Origin of the sequence: Bradyrhizobium betae, from assembly GCF_050632175.1 — a bacterium.
Classification (GTDB): Bacteria; Pseudomonadota; Alphaproteobacteria; order Rhizobiales; family Xanthobacteraceae; genus Bradyrhizobium; species Bradyrhizobium betae_B.
Map to the genome: position 1 here is coordinate 4,417,996 of NZ_CP192576.1, position 18,504 is coordinate 4,436,499.

At 59.6% G+C, this 18,504-nt stretch carries 13 protein-coding genes and 1 pseudogene; 12 read left to right on the top strand and 2 right to left on the bottom strand.

Translation table 11 applies throughout. The features are described 5' to 3' along the window. Positions 1-122 precede the first annotated feature (122 nt). From ACQ86E_RS21315 to ACQ86E_RS21345, 7 genes are all read left to right on the top strand, one after another. Positions 123-749, top strand: coding sequence for a hypothetical protein (locus tag ACQ86E_RS21315; RefSeq protein WP_431201658.1), 627 nt, complete (start codon positions 123-125; stop codon positions 747-749). 149 nt (positions 750-898) lie between these two features. Continuing rightward, on the top strand, positions 899-3,175 hold the full coding sequence (locus ACQ86E_RS21320; protein WP_431201659.1) for an exopolysaccharide biosynthesis protein: 2,277 nt from the start codon (positions 899-901) through the stop codon (positions 3,173-3,175). A 14-nt stretch (positions 3,176-3,189) separates the two neighbouring features. After that, positions 3,190-3,945, top strand: coding sequence for a hypothetical protein (locus ACQ86E_RS21325; RefSeq protein ID WP_431201660.1), 756 nt, complete (start codon positions 3,190-3,192; stop codon positions 3,943-3,945). Positions 3,946-3,963: 18 nt separating this feature from the next. Next, positions 3,964-4,416 carry a hypothetical protein gene (locus tag ACQ86E_RS21330; protein ID WP_431201661.1) on the top strand — a complete coding sequence of 151 codons (453 nt, stop codon included), beginning with the start codon at positions 3,964-3,966 and terminating at the stop codon, positions 4,414-4,416. A gap of 572 nt (positions 4,417-4,988) precedes the next feature. Next, positions 4,989-5,774, top strand: a complete 786-nt coding sequence (locus ACQ86E_RS21335) for a hypothetical protein (RefSeq protein WP_431201662.1) — start codon at positions 4,989-4,991, stop codon at positions 5,772-5,774. 455 nt (positions 5,775-6,229) lie between these two features. Next, positions 6,230-10,900: an Ig-like domain-containing protein gene (locus ACQ86E_RS21340; protein ID WP_431201663.1), complete on the top strand. Its 4,671-nt coding sequence runs from the start codon at positions 6,230-6,232 to the stop codon at positions 10,898-10,900. Positions 10,901-12,394: 1,494 nt separating this feature from the next. Then, entirely contained in the window at positions 12,395-12,649 is a 255-nt protein-coding gene (locus ACQ86E_RS21345; RefSeq protein ID WP_431201664.1) for a hypothetical protein, read from the top strand. Positions 12,650-12,666: 17 nt separating this feature from the next. Here the strand turns inward: ACQ86E_RS21345 and ACQ86E_RS21350 are convergent, their stop codons facing one another. Continuing rightward, on the bottom strand, positions 12,667-12,897 hold the full coding sequence (locus tag ACQ86E_RS21350) for a hypothetical protein (RefSeq protein ID WP_431201665.1): 231 nt from the start codon (positions 12,895-12,897) through the stop codon (positions 12,667-12,669). An 828-nt stretch (positions 12,898-13,725) separates the two neighbouring features. On the opposite strand from ACQ86E_RS21350, the gene ACQ86E_RS21355 reads away from it, so the two are divergent. The 5 genes and pseudogenes from ACQ86E_RS21355 to ACQ86E_RS21375 all read left to right on the top strand — a co-directional run bounded on the left by ACQ86E_RS21355 (position 13,726) and on the right by ACQ86E_RS21375 (position 17,095). Continuing rightward, the gene (locus ACQ86E_RS21355) at positions 13,726-14,139 is read left to right on the top strand and encodes a hypothetical protein (protein WP_431201666.1); all 414 of its coding nucleotides are present in this window, start codon (positions 13,726-13,728) and stop codon (positions 14,137-14,139) included. A gap of 14 nt (positions 14,140-14,153) precedes the next feature. Then, positions 14,154-14,336: pseudogene (locus ACQ86E_RS21360) on the top strand (hypothetical protein); the annotation flags it as partial. A 12-nt stretch (positions 14,337-14,348) separates the two neighbouring features. Next, the gene (locus ACQ86E_RS21365; RefSeq protein WP_431206651.1) at positions 14,349-14,561 is read left to right on the top strand and encodes a hypothetical protein; all 213 of its coding nucleotides are present in this window, start codon (positions 14,349-14,351) and stop codon (positions 14,559-14,561) included. A 211-nt stretch (positions 14,562-14,772) separates the two neighbouring features. Beyond that, positions 14,773-16,089, top strand: a complete 1,317-nt coding sequence (locus tag ACQ86E_RS21370; RefSeq protein ID WP_431201667.1) for a UDP-glucose dehydrogenase family protein — start codon at positions 14,773-14,775, stop codon at positions 16,087-16,089. Between the two features lie 121 nt (positions 16,090-16,210). Next, complete coding sequence (locus tag ACQ86E_RS21375; RefSeq protein WP_431201668.1) at positions 16,211-17,095, top strand: aldose 1-epimerase family protein; 885 nt, start codon at positions 16,211-16,213, stop codon at positions 17,093-17,095. Positions 17,096-17,101: 6 nt separating this feature from the next. Here the strand turns inward: ACQ86E_RS21375 and ACQ86E_RS21380 are convergent, their stop codons facing one another. Next, positions 17,102-18,271, bottom strand: a complete 1,170-nt coding sequence (locus ACQ86E_RS21380) for an acyltransferase family protein (protein ID WP_431201669.1) — start codon at positions 18,269-18,271, stop codon at positions 17,102-17,104. Between the last annotated feature and the right edge of the window lie 233 nt (positions 18,272-18,504).

An 18,504-nucleotide genomic window follows, 5' to 3' on the forward strand; every position in this document is an offset into this window, starting at 1 on the left:
CGCAGCCGTTAAACTTACTGTCATTCAAACGTGTATGTTTGCCTTTAAGTTGCAGGAGCATGCTATAGGAGGACTGCGTTAACTACCTCGGTTGGTGGGAGAAAACAGTGTTTAGAGAATACATGGGCTCGGTGCTTGGACGTCTTGTTATCGCCGTCGGAACGATCTCTCTCGTTTCCGTTCAGGCTGCCTCAGCCACGTGTCTGTCCGGCGATCAGAAGTTGCCAGCTGCGACCATTAACAACTTCGTTGCAAATCCAAGTTCGATCCTGGGAGCGGCCGATCTTGCGCAGACCGTCAGGGATCTGGTGGCGTCGGATTCCTCGACGCTCTCTCCGGTTCTCGGCCTGCTTCAAGGCGCTTCGGGAGATCAGCAAAGTGCGATCGGGTCTGGTCTCGGTCAGGCTGCATCTGTGCTTTGTTTGCGTACGGACCCTAATTTCGCCGCAGAGATTCAGGATCGAGTGGACAAGAGCCAGTCTGTCTCGGCAAAGACTGCCTACGCGGCGATCACCGGCGACGACAAGAACAGAACACTGGCGACGAACGCTTCTGGCGCAGGAATTTCGCCGGGAGGCGTCGGGGGCGGAACCAACCCAGCGGCGACTACGGGCAACGGCACGGGAGCAGCGTTCACGTTCTCGGCAGAGAGCGTTCGCGGCAACGGGCTTAATTACTTCAGCGGCGGAGTGACGGGAATTTCAGGCGTCTCTTCGACGACGACGGCGGCGCAGACGACGAGCCCGTAGGGCCGGCGCTCGCCGCCAAAGCAAAAGATGGACGAGTTGGATTGATGCTCAATATTACCAAGCCTACCACCGCCATTTCGTCCGTTACCCAAGAGTACACATCGGCAGAAGAGACCCTTCAGTCATTGAAGGGTTTGATTTCGCGGCACGTGGCCCTCCTTGTCACGGTGGTGCTGGTGTGCGTTCTTCTGGGCGGTGTCATCATGCTGACGACCCCGGCGCGCTTCACTGCCACTGGTCTGCTCATCATCGATACGAAGAAGGTGCAGACCATTCAGCAGCAGGCTCCGCTCGGGACCGAATCGCCGCTGGATACCGGAACGGTGGACAGCCAGGTCGAAATTCTTCAGTCCGAGACGATCGCGCTCAATGTCATCAAGCAGCTTCGACTGACGGAACTCGACGAGTTCGTTGGTCCCGGCGGTGGTATTCCCGGTGCAATCCTCGGTGGCATCAGGTCGCTGCTCTCCGATGGTCCGCGGTCGGATTTCGAGTTGACCCGCAAGGCGCTTGAAAAGTTTCACAAGCGTCTCTCCGTCAAGCGATTGGGACTCTCGTATGTCATTCAAATCGACTACCAGTCCGAAAATCCCGACCGCGCGGCAAAGATCGCCAATGCGGTGGCTGAGGCCTATATCAACGATCAGCTCGAATCGAAGTATCAGGCGTCCCGCCGGGCCGCAATCTGGTTGCAGGACCGGCTGAAGGATCTCCGTACCCAGGCCTCAGCGGCCGAGCGCGCCGTGGTGCAGTACAAGGCGAACAACAACATCGTCGATACTGGCGGTCGCCTTCTCAACGAGCAGCAACTCGCTGAAATCAACAGCGCCCTGACGATCGCGCGCGCTCAAAAGGCTGAAGCCCAAGCGCGCCTGGATCGTATCAACGGCATTCTTCAGAAGGACAATGGCGACGGCACGATCATCACCGAAGTAGGAGCCGTTGCCGACTCTCTTCACAACGACGTGATCACGCGGCTTCGCCAGCAATATCTCGATCTCTCGAACCGTGAAGCCGATTGGTCCAACCGCTATGGCCCCCAGCATCTCGCGGTGAAGAATCTGCGCGATCAGATGCGGGAGATCCGCCGGTCGATCGGGGACGAACTCAAGCGCATTGCCGAATCGTACAAGAGCGACCTCGAGATCGCGTCCTCCAAGGAGGATAGCACGCAGAAGACCCTGGATCAGACGGTCAAGGCGTCGAACGACACGAGCCAGGCCCAGATCGCGCTGCGAGAGCTTGAAAGCAACGCGCAGAGCTATCGCGCGCTCGCCGACAACTTCCTGCAACTCTACATGGTCTCCGTGCAGCAGCAGTCTTTCCCCATCACTGAATCCCGCCTGATCACGCAAGCAACGCCGCCGCTGAAACCGTCGTTTCCGAACATGCTGATCGTGATGCCGGGCGCCCTCGTCGGGGGAATTGCGCTGGCATTCGGCCTCGCGGTTTTCAGGGATATGTCGGACCGCGCATTCCGGACTGCATCGAGGGTGCAGCACGAGCTCGGGCTCGATTGCATCGCCGTGCTGCCGAAACTGTCGTTTGACGGCGCAAAATCTTCCCGCGGCGTGCGTGGCATGGTTGCCCGCGCCTTGGGTAAGCAAACAGCGGATGGCGCGGTCCGCTCGCCGCCGCCGCAACGGCCCGCAGGTCGTCCGCCGCGCGAAGACGAGCGGCTGGCGGCGATCGACCGTCCGCTGGTGTTCCGTCCGAGCCCGATGCGCTACGTGATGGAAGCGCCGTTCTCGCGGTTTGCCGAGGGATTGCGGGCAATCAAGCTTGCCGCCGACCTGCATGGTTCGAGCAGGACCAACAACGTCCTCGGCATCACGTCAGCGCTTCCCAACGAGGGAAAATCCAGCACGGCAGCTTCGCTCGCCCGCGTCATCGCGCATGGCGGTACGCGCACGCTGCTCATTGACGGCGATCTGCGCAATCCGTCGTTGACCAAGCAGCTTACGCCGGGTGCCAAGGCCGGACTGGTGGACGTCATCTCCGGCGATGTGGCTTTGCAGGACGCGCTCTGGACCGATCCCGAGACCGGACTCGATTTCCTTCCGGTCGTGATCGATCAGTGGCTGCCCCACAGCCATGAGATCATGCTTTGGCAGTCGACCGAGAAGCTGTTCGCGGGTCTGCGCGCTTCCTACGACAGGATCATCGTGGATCTGCCGCCGATGGCTCCGATCGTCGACGTGCGCGCAACCAATCGGCTCGTCGATTCCTATCTGCTGATCGTCGAGTGGGGTAAGACCAAGATCGACGTCGTGCAGATGGCGTTGAACGACGCCCCGAACGTCACCGAAAGGACGATCGGTTGTGTGCTCAACAAGGCCAACATGAAGGCCGTGAGCCGCTACGATTTGCGGCACTCCGAATATTACGGGAATTCCTATTATTCGAGATACGGCTACGTGGATTGAGGCGTGGCGATACCGTGTGGATAGCCCGCGTCTTTCTGAAGCTGCTGTTCGTTGCGGCCGGCGTGTTCACGATCTCGTGGAGCGTGAGCACGTATCAGCGCATCTTTCCTTTCAGGGATCTCGAAGCCGTCGGGTCCCGTATCTCGCTCGGTGAGACTTTCCAGCCTAGCGTACTGGAAGGGGTTGAGCCTGACGCGGATCGCGCGATCGCTGCTGCGGACTGCAACACTCCTGCAATCCGCAGCGCCGTGTTCGTGAAGGTGCAGTTGTACGAGATCAAGGGTGGCGAAACGGATCGGCTCGCGTTGAACAAGCTCTCCAGCGATCTGCGCGGTGCGATCCGCAAGTCCATCAGTTGCTCTCCGTACGACCCGTTCTTCTGGTTTGTGCGGTACTGGATCGAAGTATCCAGCTCCGGGGTGTCCGAGAAGGCTCTCCGCTATTTGGAGATGTCCTACGAGACAGGACCGAATGAGGGCTGGATCGCTCTTCGTCGGAACCGGTTTGCGCTTGCCGTGTTTTCGTCGCTTGGTAATGAACTACAGAAAAAGGTGCTCACCGAATTTTCAGAGTTAGTGGATGCCGGCTTCGTCGATCTGGCCGCTGCCAACCTTGCGGGTCCGGGGTGGCCGGTGCGGGAACAGTTGCTCGCTCGACTTGCGAACGTCGGGCGGTACAATCGCGAACAATTCGCGAGACTCCTCGAGGACCAGGGAATTCGAGTCGATATTCCCAATGCGGAGCCGCGCCCGCAGCGATACTGGAATTGAGCGGAGCTGGAGTTTGGAATGTCGAAGATTCGATCATTCGCTAGTGCGGTGGCTATCGGCCTTGCCGCCGTGCTGGTCGCTCATGATGGGGCGCTTGCACAGGTCGACAAGCCCGGACTGACCGGGGGCTCGGTCGTCGGCTCGACGCCTGGCCTCAGCGTGGATACCATCTCATCGTCCATGAGGTTCGGTTCGTCCCGGACACCGCAGCGGCATATGGATTCCTCGGGCCGCCCCTGCGTCTACGTGCTCGGGGAGGCCAAGTCGCAGGTCGTCAATCCGAAGCTTTACGACCACATCCTGATCGTCAACAATTCATGCAGCGTTCCGGTCAAGCTGCGGGCCTGCTATCTGGGTACCGACAAGTGCAATGACATCGCCGTCGGAGCCTACACCAAGCGCCGCGAGATCTTTGGCATCATGCCGGATGCGAAGGATTTCAGGTTCGAGTTTCGCGAGTATTTCAACTAGCCGCTGTGTCGCAAGATGTCCGCATCTTCGTTACGAGAACGTAATGTCGTGAGACGTTTGGAGGCAGGACGGTTGGCTTGCTTCCTTCGGCCGTTTTCGTGCAAGATTCGGCGGGTATCGCAACGAGGTCACTGAGGCTCTGGATGAATTTTCATATTGGAAGTCTGGTGAGAACCGCCTGGCTGATCGGTTCTATCGCAATCGGAGCGATGCCATCCGCGGCATGGGCCGGATGCTTTTGCCAATGCGTCGATGGTGCCTTCCGCGCCATCTGCAGCGGTCCGTATGACATTGCTCCGATTTGCCCCGCTCGTTCGTGCTCGACGACACTCCGTCAGACGCCGATGCGCATCGGCGAGGGTGGGCGCTCGCAATGCGCTCCGATCAAGGATTGTGACATCTACGGGCACTGCCAATGGAAGAGCAGCTGCGACAAGTAGTCGTCCGTTAATCGATCTCGGTTGCCGAGTGGTGTTCGGACATTATTCTCGCAAACCTGCTTCGCTGAGTCGGCATTTTGAGGTCGGGGGCGACGATCGCGACTCCATATCCTGGATCGAGAAGGAAGTGATATGCGTCTAGTCCCGCGAGCTTTCATCCTCGCTTCCGCCTTGCTGCTGACCGCGGATTGGGCCGGCGCGGCTGAACTGCGCCGCTTCGGCGATCATCAATTATTCACCAAGGGTCCATTTTCGGCATTCATGGACCCCTTCAACAAGCGGGAATACGTCGCCGGCAAGGACTTCGATCAGAGTTTCACCGTGGATCCCGAGAATTTTCCGGTGGGGACGACGATCACCTGGAACTGGCCGATCCGCGATCCGAAATTCATCGTGGGCTTCCTCCAGGCTGCGGCCTATGGCGACTATTTCAACACCGTGCCGCAACGGCAAATTCGGCCCTCGCGGATCAACGAAATCCAGCAATTGTCGGTCTCACACGATCTAAGCTTTTCCGGGACACACAACGGTTTCGACGTCATCTATGATTACTTTCTCACCAAGGCTCCCCGTGGCTGGACATCGCGCCTGTTCGAGATCGAGGTGTTTCTCCGTACGCCCGAATATTCGGTGAAATACTTCAACACGGCTACGCCGATCGGAACGTTCAGCCATGACGGGGTGCAATGGAAGGTCGCGATCGATAGAAGGCCGAAGGTGCCCGATATCCTGTTCATTCCCGTCGACCACGCCGATCATGCCAAGGGCTCGATCGATCTTCAGGCGATGCATCTCTTCCTGAAATCCAAGGGAATCCTGACCGGCGATGAATACTACAATGGCCATTCGCTCGGTGTTGAGCCGGCGCAGGGAACAGGCTCGTTCCTGGTGAACTCGGTCTCCGTGGATTACCGGTGAGCCCTGTCTCCTGCTATTGCATGGCAGTGCGCGGCTGAGTAACTGAGCTCTTGCCGTTCTGGTTCTTTGATGCAGAAGTGGAGCCTGCTTCTGCGCGGTTCGAGATGATTGCCTGTGTCTTCCTGACCTTCGCAAGATCGTGACTGACCGCCGCATCCCTCAGCGGCGTCGAGAATAGCCGTTCGGCCGCGCTCGGTCCGGAGCTGAAAAAGGCTAACAAGACGATAATCGCTGCGCTTCTCATTGACGGCCTCGGACATGGATTAGTTGGTCTTCTCGCCAAGGCCTGCTTCTCAGCGGAATATGGCAGTTGAAGGGCCTGCAACGACCTATGAGATCTTTGTTCATTTTCTGAAAAACTTACTCAAATCTCAATCGGATCCGAACAATCAGCTACAATTCCGCCCCCGGATATTTGGGAATGACTGTTTTCATACGCCTAGGGGGACGGGCGTATGACGATCTACAGCAGTGCGAACGGGCTTGCTCTGTCGACATCGGGGAACACGACCCGATGGGCGATCAATACGTCGGGAGCAGAGACGCAAGTCGGTACGTCCGGCAATGATGCGTTCAGCGGCGCCGGCGGCGATGTTCTCATCGGAAGTCTCGGCGACGACACCTACTACCTCTGGGACAATCGCGAGACCGTCATCGAGCAGGCCGGACAGGGCACCGATACAATCGTCGTGAACTATTGGGGCGCCGCGACGCTTCCCGAAGGCGTGGAAAATCTCATTCTCAATACGCCCGGCGCAAATTCCGGAACGGGAAACGCCCTTGACAACATCATAATTGCCGGCTCGGTCGGCGCTGCGCTCGACGGCGATGCAGGCAACGACATCCTGGTCGGCGGGGCCGGGGCCGATTTGTTCATTCTCAAGGCGGGAAATGGCTCAGATGCCATCGTCAACTTCGCGCCGAGCGCCGACATCATAAAGCTGCAGGGCTACGGGATCACAAGGTTCGATCAGCTCACGGCATTGGCCACGCAAAATGGCGCGGACGTGAAGTTCGCATTCGCAAATGGTGAGAGCCTCGTGCTGCGGAATGTGAGTCTGTCGACCCTGAGCGCATATGATTTTAGTATGCAGCCAAGTTCGCCCGCATCCTTGACCGGACTGTCTCAAATGGTCGGTCCGGCCAAGGCGTTCACCGCAAATGGCTGGACGATCGTCAACAATGTCTGGAATCCAGGTCGCCTCGTTTACGGCACGGACTATTCCGTTTCCACCGCATATGCAGCGGCCGACCTGACCAAGCAGACGACCTTTAGCTGGTCGTTTCCGATTGTCATCGATCCCAATCCCGTCATCAGAGCTTATCAAGAGATTTCGTACGGTCTCAATCCATATGCGGCCACGTCAAGCTCGCCCGTCAATTCGTTTGCTATTCAGCTTTCCAGCCTTTCCAATCTCGACGTCACATATGACGTCGAGTATCACGGCAATCTTGCCGGCTTCGATGTTGCGTTCGATCTCTGGCTGACGAGCCGCCCGAACGGGGATGCGAGCACAATCACCAATGAGGTGATGATCTGGCTGCACAAGGGCGGTATCAGCCCCTTCGGTACTCAGATCGGCACCTACAGTGACGCAGGAGTCTCCGCCAAGATCTACTATCAGCCTGGCTTCCGGCCCTACACGGCGGTCATCCTCGATACGGATTCGACAACCGGCGTGATCGATATCGATTCGATCCTGGCGAAGCTCGAAAGTCTTGGCGTGGTCTCGACCAGCGAGTACCTGGCCTCGCTGGAGTTCGGCGCCGAGATCGGCTCCGGGGCGGGCACGCTGGCAATCCACAGTCTCGATCTGACTGTCGCGAAAAATCCATCCAGTTCGAGCGACGCGGCGCCCCTCGCGCCAACAATCACGGCTTCATCGCCGGACAGTGCCGGCCTCGCGAGCGGGTTGACCAACGTCAATCATGTCACTCTGATTGGAACGGCCCAGGTGGGGACCACCGTGCAAATCTTCGACGGTACCCGCCAGATCGGCACCGCTGTCGTGGGAGGTTCCGGAACCTGGAGCTTTGCGACTGCGGCTCTGGCGGACGGCACTCACGCCCTCAACGCCAAAGTGGTCAATGGCGCCGGTGGGGTCAGCGCAGCGTCTTCGGCCATCAATCTAATCGTGGATACGACGCCCCCGAATGTGCCCGCAATCATCGCTTTCTCGCCGAACAGCAACGTCTCCCACGAGGGCAGCACCAATGCCAACCATGTCACGCTGAACGGAACAGCAGAGGCGGGCAGTAATGTGAGAATATTCGACGGCTCCGCACAAGTCGGCACACTGACTGCCAGTGCAAGCGGCGTGTGGTCCTTCACCACCGGGCTTCTGACGGACGGAACTCATTCGTTTACCAGTGCCGCGATGGATGCCGCAGGCAACGTTAGCGCGTTATCAGCTCCGCTCAACGCCGTGGTTGATACGATTGTGCCTTCTGCGCCCGTTATCAAGTCCTTTTCGCCAGACAGCGACACGACGGGCGACGGGATCACGAACGTCAACCAAATCATTTTGACGGGGACGGCGGAAGCTGGAAGCAGCGTTCAGGTGTTCGACGGCTCTACTCAGGTTGGGGCGGCGACGGCGAACGCCAGTGGCGCATGGTCTTTTGCAACCGCGAAGCTGGCGAATGGCAGCCACAATTTCGCCGCCAAGGCAGTTGATGCGGCGACGAATACCAGCGCGCTGTCAACGGTGCTCGAGGTTGTCGTCGATACCATCGCGCCTGCGGCACCGGTTGTCGTCTCGGACACCGCAGCAACCGGGACGTCGATGAATGTGAGCGGCACCGCCGAGGCCGGGGCGCTGGTTCGGCTTTACGAAGGGGCGAAGCTTCTCGGCACCAGCACGGCTGCGCTAAATGGCACATGGACGATTAACAGCGGCAACCTGTCGGCGGGGGCCCATGCGTTTTCTGCGACGGCAACAGACGCGGCAGGCAACGTCAGTGCGTTGTCCAACATCCTGGATCCGATCATTGGTACAGCAATCGAATCGGCGGGCACGACAACGCTGATGCAGGCTGGCAACAATTATTACTTGTCTGGCATTGGGGCGGATGTACTTCTAAAATATTCGGGGGCGGCTGTGCAATCGGGGCAATTTGACAACTTTGCTCCTGTCGCAGCGGAGCAGATTAGTACGGGCTACGAGGTGGCCTGGAAGAATGCCGTCACTAATCAGTACTCGGTGTGGAGCACGGACGCGAACGGAAGCTATACCGGAAACCTCTATATGCCCGGTCCAGGCACTAGCGCGGACTTCCAAAGATTAGAGACGAGCTTCCACCAAGACCTCAACGGTGACGGAAAGATTGGCGTTGTGCAGTCGGCGTCGTCGAGCGTCATCGAGGCGATTGGAGCGACCACTCTGGCCGTCTCTGGCAGCAACTATTTACTCAATTCAGTTAACGGCGGCACCGGACCCACATTGAAATATCAGGGCGCGGTGGTCACCATCGGCCAGTTCGACGGATACACGTCGATCGGCGTGGAAGCAATTCCGAATGGCTACGAAGTGGCCTGGAAGAACGCATCAACAGGTAACTACTCAGTGTGGAGCACGGACGCGAACGGCAACTACACCGGCAATTTGTATATGCCAGGTTCAGGTACCAGTGCGGCTTTCCAAACGTTAGAGACGAGTTTCCAGCAAGACCTCAATGGGGACGGTAAAATCGGCGCCGGGCAATCCGCGTCGTCGAGCGTCATCGAGGCGATTGGAGCGACCGCTCTGGCCGTCTCTGGTAGCAACTATCTACTCAATTCAGTTAACGGCGGCACCGGACCCACATTGAAATATCAGGGCGCGGTGGTCACCATCGGCCAGTTCGACGGATACGCGTCGATCGGCGTGGAAGCAATTCCGAACGGCTACGAAGTGGCCTGGAAGAACGCATCAACAGGTAACTACTCAGTGTGGAGCACGGACGCGAACGGCAACTACACCGGCAATTTGTATATGCCAGGTTCAGGTACCAGTGCGGCTTTCCAAACGTTAGAGACGAGTTTCCAGCAAGACCTCAATGGGGACGGTAAAATCGGCGCCGGGCAATCCGCGTCGTCGAGCGTCATCGAGGCGATTGGAGCGACCGCTCTGGCCGTCTATGGTAGCAACTATCTACTCAATTCAGTTAACGGCGGCACCGGACCCACATTGAAATATCAGGGCGCAGCGGTCGCGATCGGCCAGTTTGACGACTATACGCCGATCGGAGTGGAGGCCGTCTCGAACGGCTACGAGGTCGCCTGGAAGAACACGACCACTGGCAATTATTCGGTCTGGAGCACGGACACCAGCGGTAACTACACAGGCAATTTTTATATGCCGGGGTCAGGAACCGACGGGGCCTTCAAGGCGCTCGAAACGAGCTTTCAGCAAGATCTCAACGGCGACGGTGTTATCAATAGTATCTCGACGGTGATTGATGTAGTGGGGAAGGCCACACTAAATCTTGCGAAAATGATTCAAGAGGTAATTATCGAAAGTGGAGCGTCCGTGGAGATCACCGGAGCGGCTTCCGGCTCCTTCACTTTCAAGGCCGTGACCGGCACTCTTGTGCTCGACCATGCCTCTCAATTTATAGGCAAGATTTTCGGCCTCTCGGGGAACGGCGATGAGAATGCTTCTGATCTGCTTGATTTGAAAGATATTTCGTATGGCTCGGGAACAACGATGTCCTACTCCGGTGACCATTCGGGCGGCATGTTAACAGTCAAAGACGCTCAAAACCACACCGCAAACATTGCGCTGATCGGCGATTACACGCATTCGACATTTAATCTCCTGAGCGACGGAGGCGGCGGCACATTGGTAATTGATCCGCCTGTCGATCAATTCCAGTTTGCGCGACCGGCTGTAATGACGCCGCTGGCGGGTGCAGTTGTCGGGCATCCCTCCGATAGCCTTAGCGTCTTCCAAGCTGGTGGTCCGCAGGAGCTCTACGAAGGCGCAGTTGGGCCGTTTGATTTTAGCGCGTACGTCGTTGCTCAAACCCAAATTGGCTTCGTCAATAGTGCTCATGCGCTGCAGAATCACACCGAAATTCTCGACGTGATGAGGATGGCTCAGGACCACAAGATTTGGACGGACGGTGTACTATTGCACGCGTGATTGTGAGCGCTATTCCTAAACGCAAGACTAGGAAAATGATTGTGACCTTTGTGGAGCGCATCCATCATGCGTCACTGGATTGTTTGCGTTTTCTTCCCGTTGGATGCAGTTGTACGGCGTGGCGGTATTCATTTCGTTGTTTTTGGTCTTTTTGCAACGCTCCGTTTTATTCCTCTTTGTGCAGCCTGCTTGGGCGGGGCACCTGTATCCTGCATCCAAGGGCTTTCACATTGCGATCAGATGCGGGACTCTGGGAGAGTGGGTTAGAAAGGGGCAGGGCTTCTTGAAGTCGGTATAAAACGTGCCGCTGGCGGTCATGATCCGTTCGATGCATTGGCGCGGGTCGGTGATGTGGCCCGTTGATGCTGAAATGGTATTACTGCGCCTTCAGGATGAGTGCGTAGCGGCCCGGGGCAGCTCCAGCGACGGGGCCTCGCCGTGCAGCTCGGTGAGGCCCGGAACGGTCGTCCACCTACGGCTTGTTGCCGCTGGCTCCGCTCGAGAATTCCCAGATTTTCGCAAGAGCGCGCACTCGGTGCGTTCGAGGATGTTGGTCATGATGTCGTGCCGGAACACGATGAATTTCGGATGGCCGTTCGGCCGATCGGCCTGGTAGGCACCTTGAACGCGGCCGAGACCGCGACCCCGATTTCCGGCGGCCAGCCAGGTGCCAAGGTACCAAGCGCGGCTCAGTCAGCGAGTTGTCGTCGACCACGGCATAGGTCGTAGCCCGTCGGCGGCAGCGGGTTCGGCCTCGGTGGAGCTGCGGGCGGCACTGTTGTCGGTGGCACGGCGGTCACAGGCGGCGCAGCGGCGATCTGTCGCTGCTGGACTTGGCGCTGAAGATAGCCTGTCAGCGACGCCAGTCGCTGCTGCTGCTGGACGGCGACGACCGCGAGACCGGCAACGGTCAGCAGCGCAGCCGTTCGCCTGATGACCCACTATAGCGGATGACGGGCCGCGGCTAGGCTGCGGTCGATCTCGACCCGGGGGCGGGGCCGACGGGAACTCCAGGATCGGGATCGGGCGCATGTTATCCGAAGCCGGGAGTGCGGACGGGGCGGGCGCACCCGGTGGCGAAAGGCTGACCTGTTGCTGCGAAAACTCCTCGAAGCCGCGAATGGCGGTCCCCAGCGAATGCTGCTGCGCCCGCTTCACTTCCTCGACGTCCGCGTGAGTGAACTGCTCCTGGAGCTTGTAGAGGGCTAGGTCTTAGACGACCTGCCGCATATGCTCGACAGGATTCTTGACCGCGAGATCACGAGGGCGAACTGGACTTCGTTTGAAGCCTGTGGCGCCTCGTCCTCGTCATTGGATCGCAGGTCTCTTGAGCTAATGGATGTCCAGGTTGCTCCGGAGGAGTCGGAGCCGTCGATCCGCTTGATCTCCAACGATAGTCGGGAGATCACTGAATGGGAGCTTGCCGGATCCCTTCGATAGAGGATATCGGAGGGTTGATATGGTCGGCGCAGTCACATGCGAGGAGGAGCAACCATGGTTTTCAGATGCAAGGTCGGCGCTGTCGCAGTCGGATTCATTTGCTTCGCCGGCACCGCAATGCCCGAGCACGCATCGGCAATTACGGCCGACCTGGCCAAGACCTGCAGAGCGCTCACCGCGAAGCAATTCCCGCCCCGCGAACCTGCCAATCCTGCGGCCGGGAGCGCCAAGGGATCGGGGCGCGATCAGACCGCCTATTTCAACAAATGCGTTGCCAATAACGGCAAGATGGACGATGGCGGCAAATGATCTGAACCGATGGTCTGTCACTGCTCCTTGACGGCGGCAGGCTCCGGTACATTGCCATCCTTGGCAACGCAATCCTTGAAATAGGCTTGCCGGTCTCCGCTCATCAGCACAGCGCCGGGCCGCTTGTACGGAAACGCAATATAGGAATAATGCATGCATTTTCTGGCGGTTTCGGCACTTGGGCTGGCCGAGACCTCGATTGAGCTTGCGAATATGACGAGAGCGGCGATTCCCGCAGCTTTGTACATTTCCTCGTGACGCCTCAACGCGCAGATCTCGCCGTCAGATTGCGATCTCGCAGGAGGAAGGCGGGGGTTGCCTTAGCTCGGCTGGAGGCAAATAGGGTCTGAATCTGATCGATCTTTCCCTCCGCCGGCGCGAGATGAATTCTCTGGTTGTATAACCGGCGGCGAACGAAAGCCCGGCGACTGCCGAAATCAAGATCAGGACTGCCACTCGTTACTCCACGTTAACGATAACATCCCCCTTGTCTCAAAAGAGGGACGAACCCGCAAGATGCCGTCGCCTCTTGGGTGACAAGTTTGCCGAAGCCTAGCGTCGGCCGGACCGTCTGACGGAACCGCAGCAGCCCGTGGCGTTGGGCCCGACGAAAGACGGATCGGCCGGCGAGAAATAATTCGTGGGCCGGTTCGGAGTGCGCTCGGGCCTGGTCGATACGGTCGGCCCCGGCACGACCACATAGCCGTTGGGCGCGCCGCTATATGGTGGTTGTTGTGTGCCCTGAGCCTCCACTGGACTAAAAGTTAATATTAGGCAGGCGCAGGCCAACAGCATGTGCGTCGTATATCTCATGCTTTTGGACATGGATATCCGTTTCCGGACGTCAATGGCTGACGGCCCGGAACCGAGTGGATATTACGTTTCGGCAAATGCACCGGTCGCCTTCGAACAGGACAGCGGAGCCGTCATGCATCTCGCGGGCGCCGATGGGGCGCCATGTACCTCGAACCGTTTAGTGCGGTGTTAAGCACAGCGCTCAGGTGATGCCATCTTTTACAATTTGTCAGTCTGCTGCTTGCATTGTCGCTCCCGTCGACCATGAGAAGGGGACCGTCATGTCGAACACCGGCCGCTTAGCATCTATAGCTGCGCTGATGATCCTGGCATCAGCCCTTGAAGCCCATGCCACGCCAAACTGCATGCGCGACATCAAGCCCTACAAGCTTGCGAGCGACACGATGGAATGGTCAATGACCATCGCGCCGGGCGCGGACTGCATCCAGGGGCTGCGCTGGTCGACGATGCAGATTTACAGCGTCTCCATTTCCGAGAAACCGAGCAGCGGAGAGTTGGTTTTGGTCGGCCCGGGCTTCCGTTATTTCGCGAAAACCGATTTTTCTGGCACTGACAAGTTCACCCTCGTCGTCGTCGGCAAGAACCGCCACGACAAAGGAATCTCCACGGTCCAGGTCACGATCTCGAAGCCGGATTCATCGATGGTAGCGAGCTCGGTCGGCTATCCGCAGTAAAGGCGGCCACATCCGTGACGTCAGTCGCCGCCGGCGGATTTGCACGCCCGGGGCTACTTCGGCAGGCCTTTTCATTTCGGGGTTGTTGTCGCGGTGCCGATCCGCCGCTTCCACGAGGTAAACCTCGTGGGTGCGAAAATGTCGTCGTCTGGGGCACCGGCGCGCCGCGACGCGAGTTCCTTTATGTCGACGACATCGCGGATGCCTGCGTGCATCTGATGAAGACCTATCCAAGCGCTGAGCTGCCCAACATCGGCACCGGCGAGTACCTCACAATCGCCGGCGTCGTCGCCGACATCCTCGGTTACAGCGGCGAGATCTCTTTCGACACCTCCGCGAGCGGATGGCAGACCGCGCACGCCCGACGTCAGCTGTCTCGACAATCCGGCTGGCGCGATACTACTCCGCTGTCCACGGCTTGAGGCGCGCATATGCGGCGTATCGCGCGCATACGTAGAATGCAACAATCGCATGTCGCGTAATTCACGAACTGTTTGAGGTTCTTGTCATGTCGAGCGACTAAGGTTTATTCAGTTTACGCAGCAGCTTGCCCTAATGTTGGGCGAGCGGTCGGATAGAGAAATCGTCTAGGGTGTTCGGTGGAACATCCGTCTACAACGGAAAGAGCTTTTCATGCGCATCGCGATGATCGGAACGGGCTATGTGGGACTGGTGTCCGGAGCCTGCTTTGCGGATTTCGGTCACGACGTCACCTGCGTCGACAAGGACGAGAAGAAGATCGCTGCGCTTCATCGCGGCGAGATCCCGATCTATGAGCCCGGCCTCGACGAACTGGTCGCGACCAACGTCAAGGCCAGGCGTCTGGACTTCACCACCGATCTGTCGAAGCCGGTGGCGGATGCCGACGCGGTGTTCATCGCGGTTGGTACGCCCTCGCGCCGCGGCGATGGTCACGCCGATCTGTCCTATGTCTACGCCGCCGCGAAAGAGATCGCGCAGTCGCTGTCCGGCTTCACCGTGGTGGTGACGAAGTCGACTGTGCCTGTGGGCACCGGCGACGAGGTCGAGCGCATCATCCGCGAAACCAATCCCAAGGCTGACGTCGTCGTCGCCTCCAATCCCGAATTCCTGCGCGAAGGCGCCGCGATCCGCGACTTCAAATTCCCCGACCGCGTCGTGGTCGGCACTTCCGACGAGCGCGGCCGCAAGGTGATGGGCGACATCTACCGCCCGCTGTCGCTGAACCAGGCGCCGCTGATGTTCACGGAGCGCCGCACCGCCGAGATGATCAAATACGCCGCGAACGCGTTTCTCGCGACCAAGATCACCTTCATCAACGAGATCGCAGACTTGTCGGAAAAGGTCGGCGCCAACGTCCAGGAGGTCGCACGCGGCATTGGCCTGGACAACCGCATCGGCACCAAGTTCCTGCACGCGGGTCCCGGCTTCGGCGGCTCCTGCTTCCCGAAGGACACCAAGGCGCTGATCAAGATCGCGCAGGATTACGACGTCTCCCTGCGCATCGTCGAATCCGTGCTAGCGGTCAACGAGAACCGCAAGCGTGCGATGGCGCGGAAAGTGAGCCAGGCGCTCGGCGGTAGCTTGCGCGGCAAGACCATCGCCGTGCTCGGCCTCACCTTCAAGCCCGACACCGACGACATGCGCGACGCGCCGTCGATCCCGCTGGTCACCGGCCTGATCGACATGGGCGCGAAGGTCAGGGCGTTCGACCCCGTCGGCATGGAGCAGGCCAAGGGTGAACTCCCCAGCATCACCTATTGCGAGGATGCCTATTCCTGCGCGCAAGGCGCCGATGCGATCGTCATCGTCACCGAATGGGTGCAGTTCCGCGCGCTCGATCTCGACCGGCTGAAGGCGACCATGGCCCAGCCCGTCGTCGTCGACCTTCGCAACATCTACCGTCCCGAAGAGATGGCCGCGGCCGGCTTCGTCTATGAGAGCGTCGGGCGGTCGTCGTCTCAAGCCTAGTAGACCTCCAACGGAGCGACGGGCTTTCGCGGCTCTGCGTCGCCCCGTCGCGAGGCGGGCGGAATGGCCTGCGTTGCGATATGATCCGATCGCACGCCTCGTCGCCGCCATGGAGACCGTCATGACTGACGACACGCACACGATCCGCAGCGGCTCACTCACGGCGACCATCAAGGCGCACGGCGCCGAGCTGTGCTCGCTGAAGGACGGCAGCGGCACCGAATTCGTCTGGCAGGCCGGGCCGGCGTGGCAGCGCCATGCGCCGCTGCTGTTTCCGATCGTCGGGCGCCTCGCCAATGACGAGATGCGGCACCTTGGCAAGACCTACCGGATGACCCAGCACGGCTTTGCGCGTGACAGCCGCTTTGCGTGGGTGGAGCGCAGCGAGAACCGTTGCACGCTGGCGCTCGAAGACAGCGAAGCGACGCGCGCGCTCTATCCGTTCGCATTCCGCCTGACGGCCGGCTATGCGATCGACGATCAAGGTCTCGATCTCTCACTCTCGGTCATCAACACCGGCGACGACACATTGCCTGTGTCGCTCGGTGGTCATCCCGCCTTCAATTGGCCGCTTCAGGCTGGCGTACCGAAGGAGAGCTACGCGTTGACGTTCACGACCGAGGAGCCGTCTCCAGTCCGCCGGGTCGAGGGCGGCCTCCTGCTCGCGGCAACGGATCCGAGCCCCGTCCAAGGCACGGTGCTTCCCCTGTCGGAATCCCTGTTCGTCAACGATGCGGTGATCCTCGATCCCGTCAACAGCCATGCGGTCCGCTATGCGGCGGGGACGGGCGCTGGTCCCTGGCTCAAAATGTCCTGGCGCGGTTTTCGCGAGCTCGGCGTCTGGTCCAAACCAACAGGCGCGCCGTTCCTCTGCATCGAGCCCTGGCGCGGTTATGCCAGCCCCGCCGGCTTCGAGGGCGAGTTCAGCGACAAGCCGGGCCTGATGCATATCGCGGCCGGCGCCAGGGAAGAGCTGTCGTACCGGATCGAGGTGGGATCGTCCTGAGACGGCTCACGCGCCGGCGCTGCGGCCGTTCAGGGCGATGCCTGGTGCCGTGACCGGCTCCGCGCGTGTGGTCGTGGCCGTCGAAGTTGTCAGGCGGTGCGCGAGATCCTGCGCATGCCGCTCGACCAGGTGCCATGTCGCGCGCGCCACGAGATAGCTGAGCGCCGCCGTGACGGCATAAACGATCAGCAGCGAGAGCAGTCCGTCGGCAAGCGGCCAGATCTGGCGCAGGCCAAGGATCACCGCGAAGTGCGACAGATACATCGAATAGGAATTGCGGCCGAGCGCCTCGATCGGCTGCCAGCGGATCGCGAAGCGGATGCTGCCGGCCACACCCGCGCCGAGCGCGAGGTTGATCAACAGATAGTTGAATTCATGCGCGCCGGACGTGCGATTGGCCATGAAAGACAGCGCGATGAAGGCGGCGTAGATTGCGGCATCCGACTTCGCAAAGCCGTCGCGCAGCGAGAAGAACAGCGCGCAGCCGACGAGGAAGACCGGCAACTGGTTCAGGAAGCTGATGTGCAGCGTGCTCCAGACGAAGGATTCGCTGCCCGGTCCGTAATAGGCCGAGAACAGCTCGAAAGCCCACGGCTTGAACAGGCTGACATTGACGAGATGCAGCCCGATCGCCAGCGCAAGATAGAGATGGCGGCGCGATCCGAATGCCGTGATCACGAAGGGGAAGACGAGATAGAAAGTCATCTCCGCGGCGATCGACCAATCGCCCGGCACGACGCTGTTGACGCTGTCAGGCCAGAAGCCGTGCAGGAAAGTCGCGGTCAGGATCACCTGCAGCGGGCCGATTCCGTTGGGAGCGTTGGCGCTGGGCCCCGTGCCGTTGACGACGAGGTAGAGCGGGATCGCGAGCCAGAACAGCGGTGCGATCCGCAAGACACGGCGGATATAGAATTTGCGCGTGGGGTTCGCCTCGACGCGCCGCGTCCACATGAGGCACATCGTGATGGCGCTGACGAAATAGAACACGTTGACGCCGGTCCAGCCGCACATGAAGGCGTAGTCGACGGCGTGGATGTTCGAAGGAAAAGATTGCGAAACGTGGATCGCCAACACGCCGAGGATGGCGAGACCGCGCAGGAAGTCGAGGCTGTGCGAACGACTGAGGCGCGTTGCCCCGTCCTCGATTTGACCGGCCAACCGGGCCTGCCCCTGCATCACGCCTGCTCCTGATTTCGGGCCTGCGGGGACAATAGAGGTGCGGCCTGCCTTTCCGAAGCCAAACGCGTTCTTTACGTTAACCGTCGGTTGCGTCCGGGGGCGAATGTAAGGAATTGGCGGGGTCGAGGTGGCTTCACGGCACTCGTGCGAGCCAGGCCCGCATGATGATGCGCGGGATGAGAATTGTGGGCCAATTCATACTTAATGCGCCCAAGCCGTGACCAATATTG

Bases quoted from the DNA above. Each gene is read 5' to 3' on its own strand.
- ACQ86E_RS21315 (WP_431201658.1), top strand. From the start codon at position 123: ATGGGCTCGGTGCTTGGACGTCTTGTTATCGCCGTCGGAACGATCTCT.
- ACQ86E_RS21330 (WP_431201661.1), top strand. From the start codon at position 3,964: ATGTCGAAGATTCGATCATTCGCTAGTGCGGTGGCTATCGGCCTTGCC.
- ACQ86E_RS21335 (WP_431201662.1), top strand. From the start codon at position 4,989: ATGCGTCTAGTCCCGCGAGCTTTCATCCTCGCTTCCGCCTTGCTGCTG.
- ACQ86E_RS21340 (WP_431201663.1), top strand. From the start codon at position 6,230: ATGACGATCTACAGCAGTGCGAACGGGCTTGCTCTGTCGACATCGGGG.
- ACQ86E_RS21345 (WP_431201664.1), top strand. From the start codon at position 12,395: ATGGTTTTCAGATGCAAGGTCGGCGCTGTCGCAGTCGGATTCATTTGC.
- ACQ86E_RS21350 (WP_431201665.1), bottom strand. From the start codon at position 12,897: ATGTACAAAGCTGCGGGAATCGCCGCTCTCGTCATATTCGCAAGCTCA.
- ACQ86E_RS21355 (WP_431201666.1), top strand. From the start codon at position 13,726: ATGTCGAACACCGGCCGCTTAGCATCTATAGCTGCGCTGATGATCCTG.
- ACQ86E_RS21370 (WP_431201667.1), top strand. From the start codon at position 14,773: ATGCGCATCGCGATGATCGGAACGGGCTATGTGGGACTGGTGTCCGGA.
- ACQ86E_RS21375 (WP_431201668.1), top strand. From the start codon at position 16,211: ATGACTGACGACACGCACACGATCCGCAGCGGCTCACTCACGGCGACC.
- ACQ86E_RS21380 (WP_431201669.1), bottom strand. From the start codon at position 18,271: ATGCAGGGGCAGGCCCGGTTGGCCGGTCAAATCGAGGACGGGGCAACG.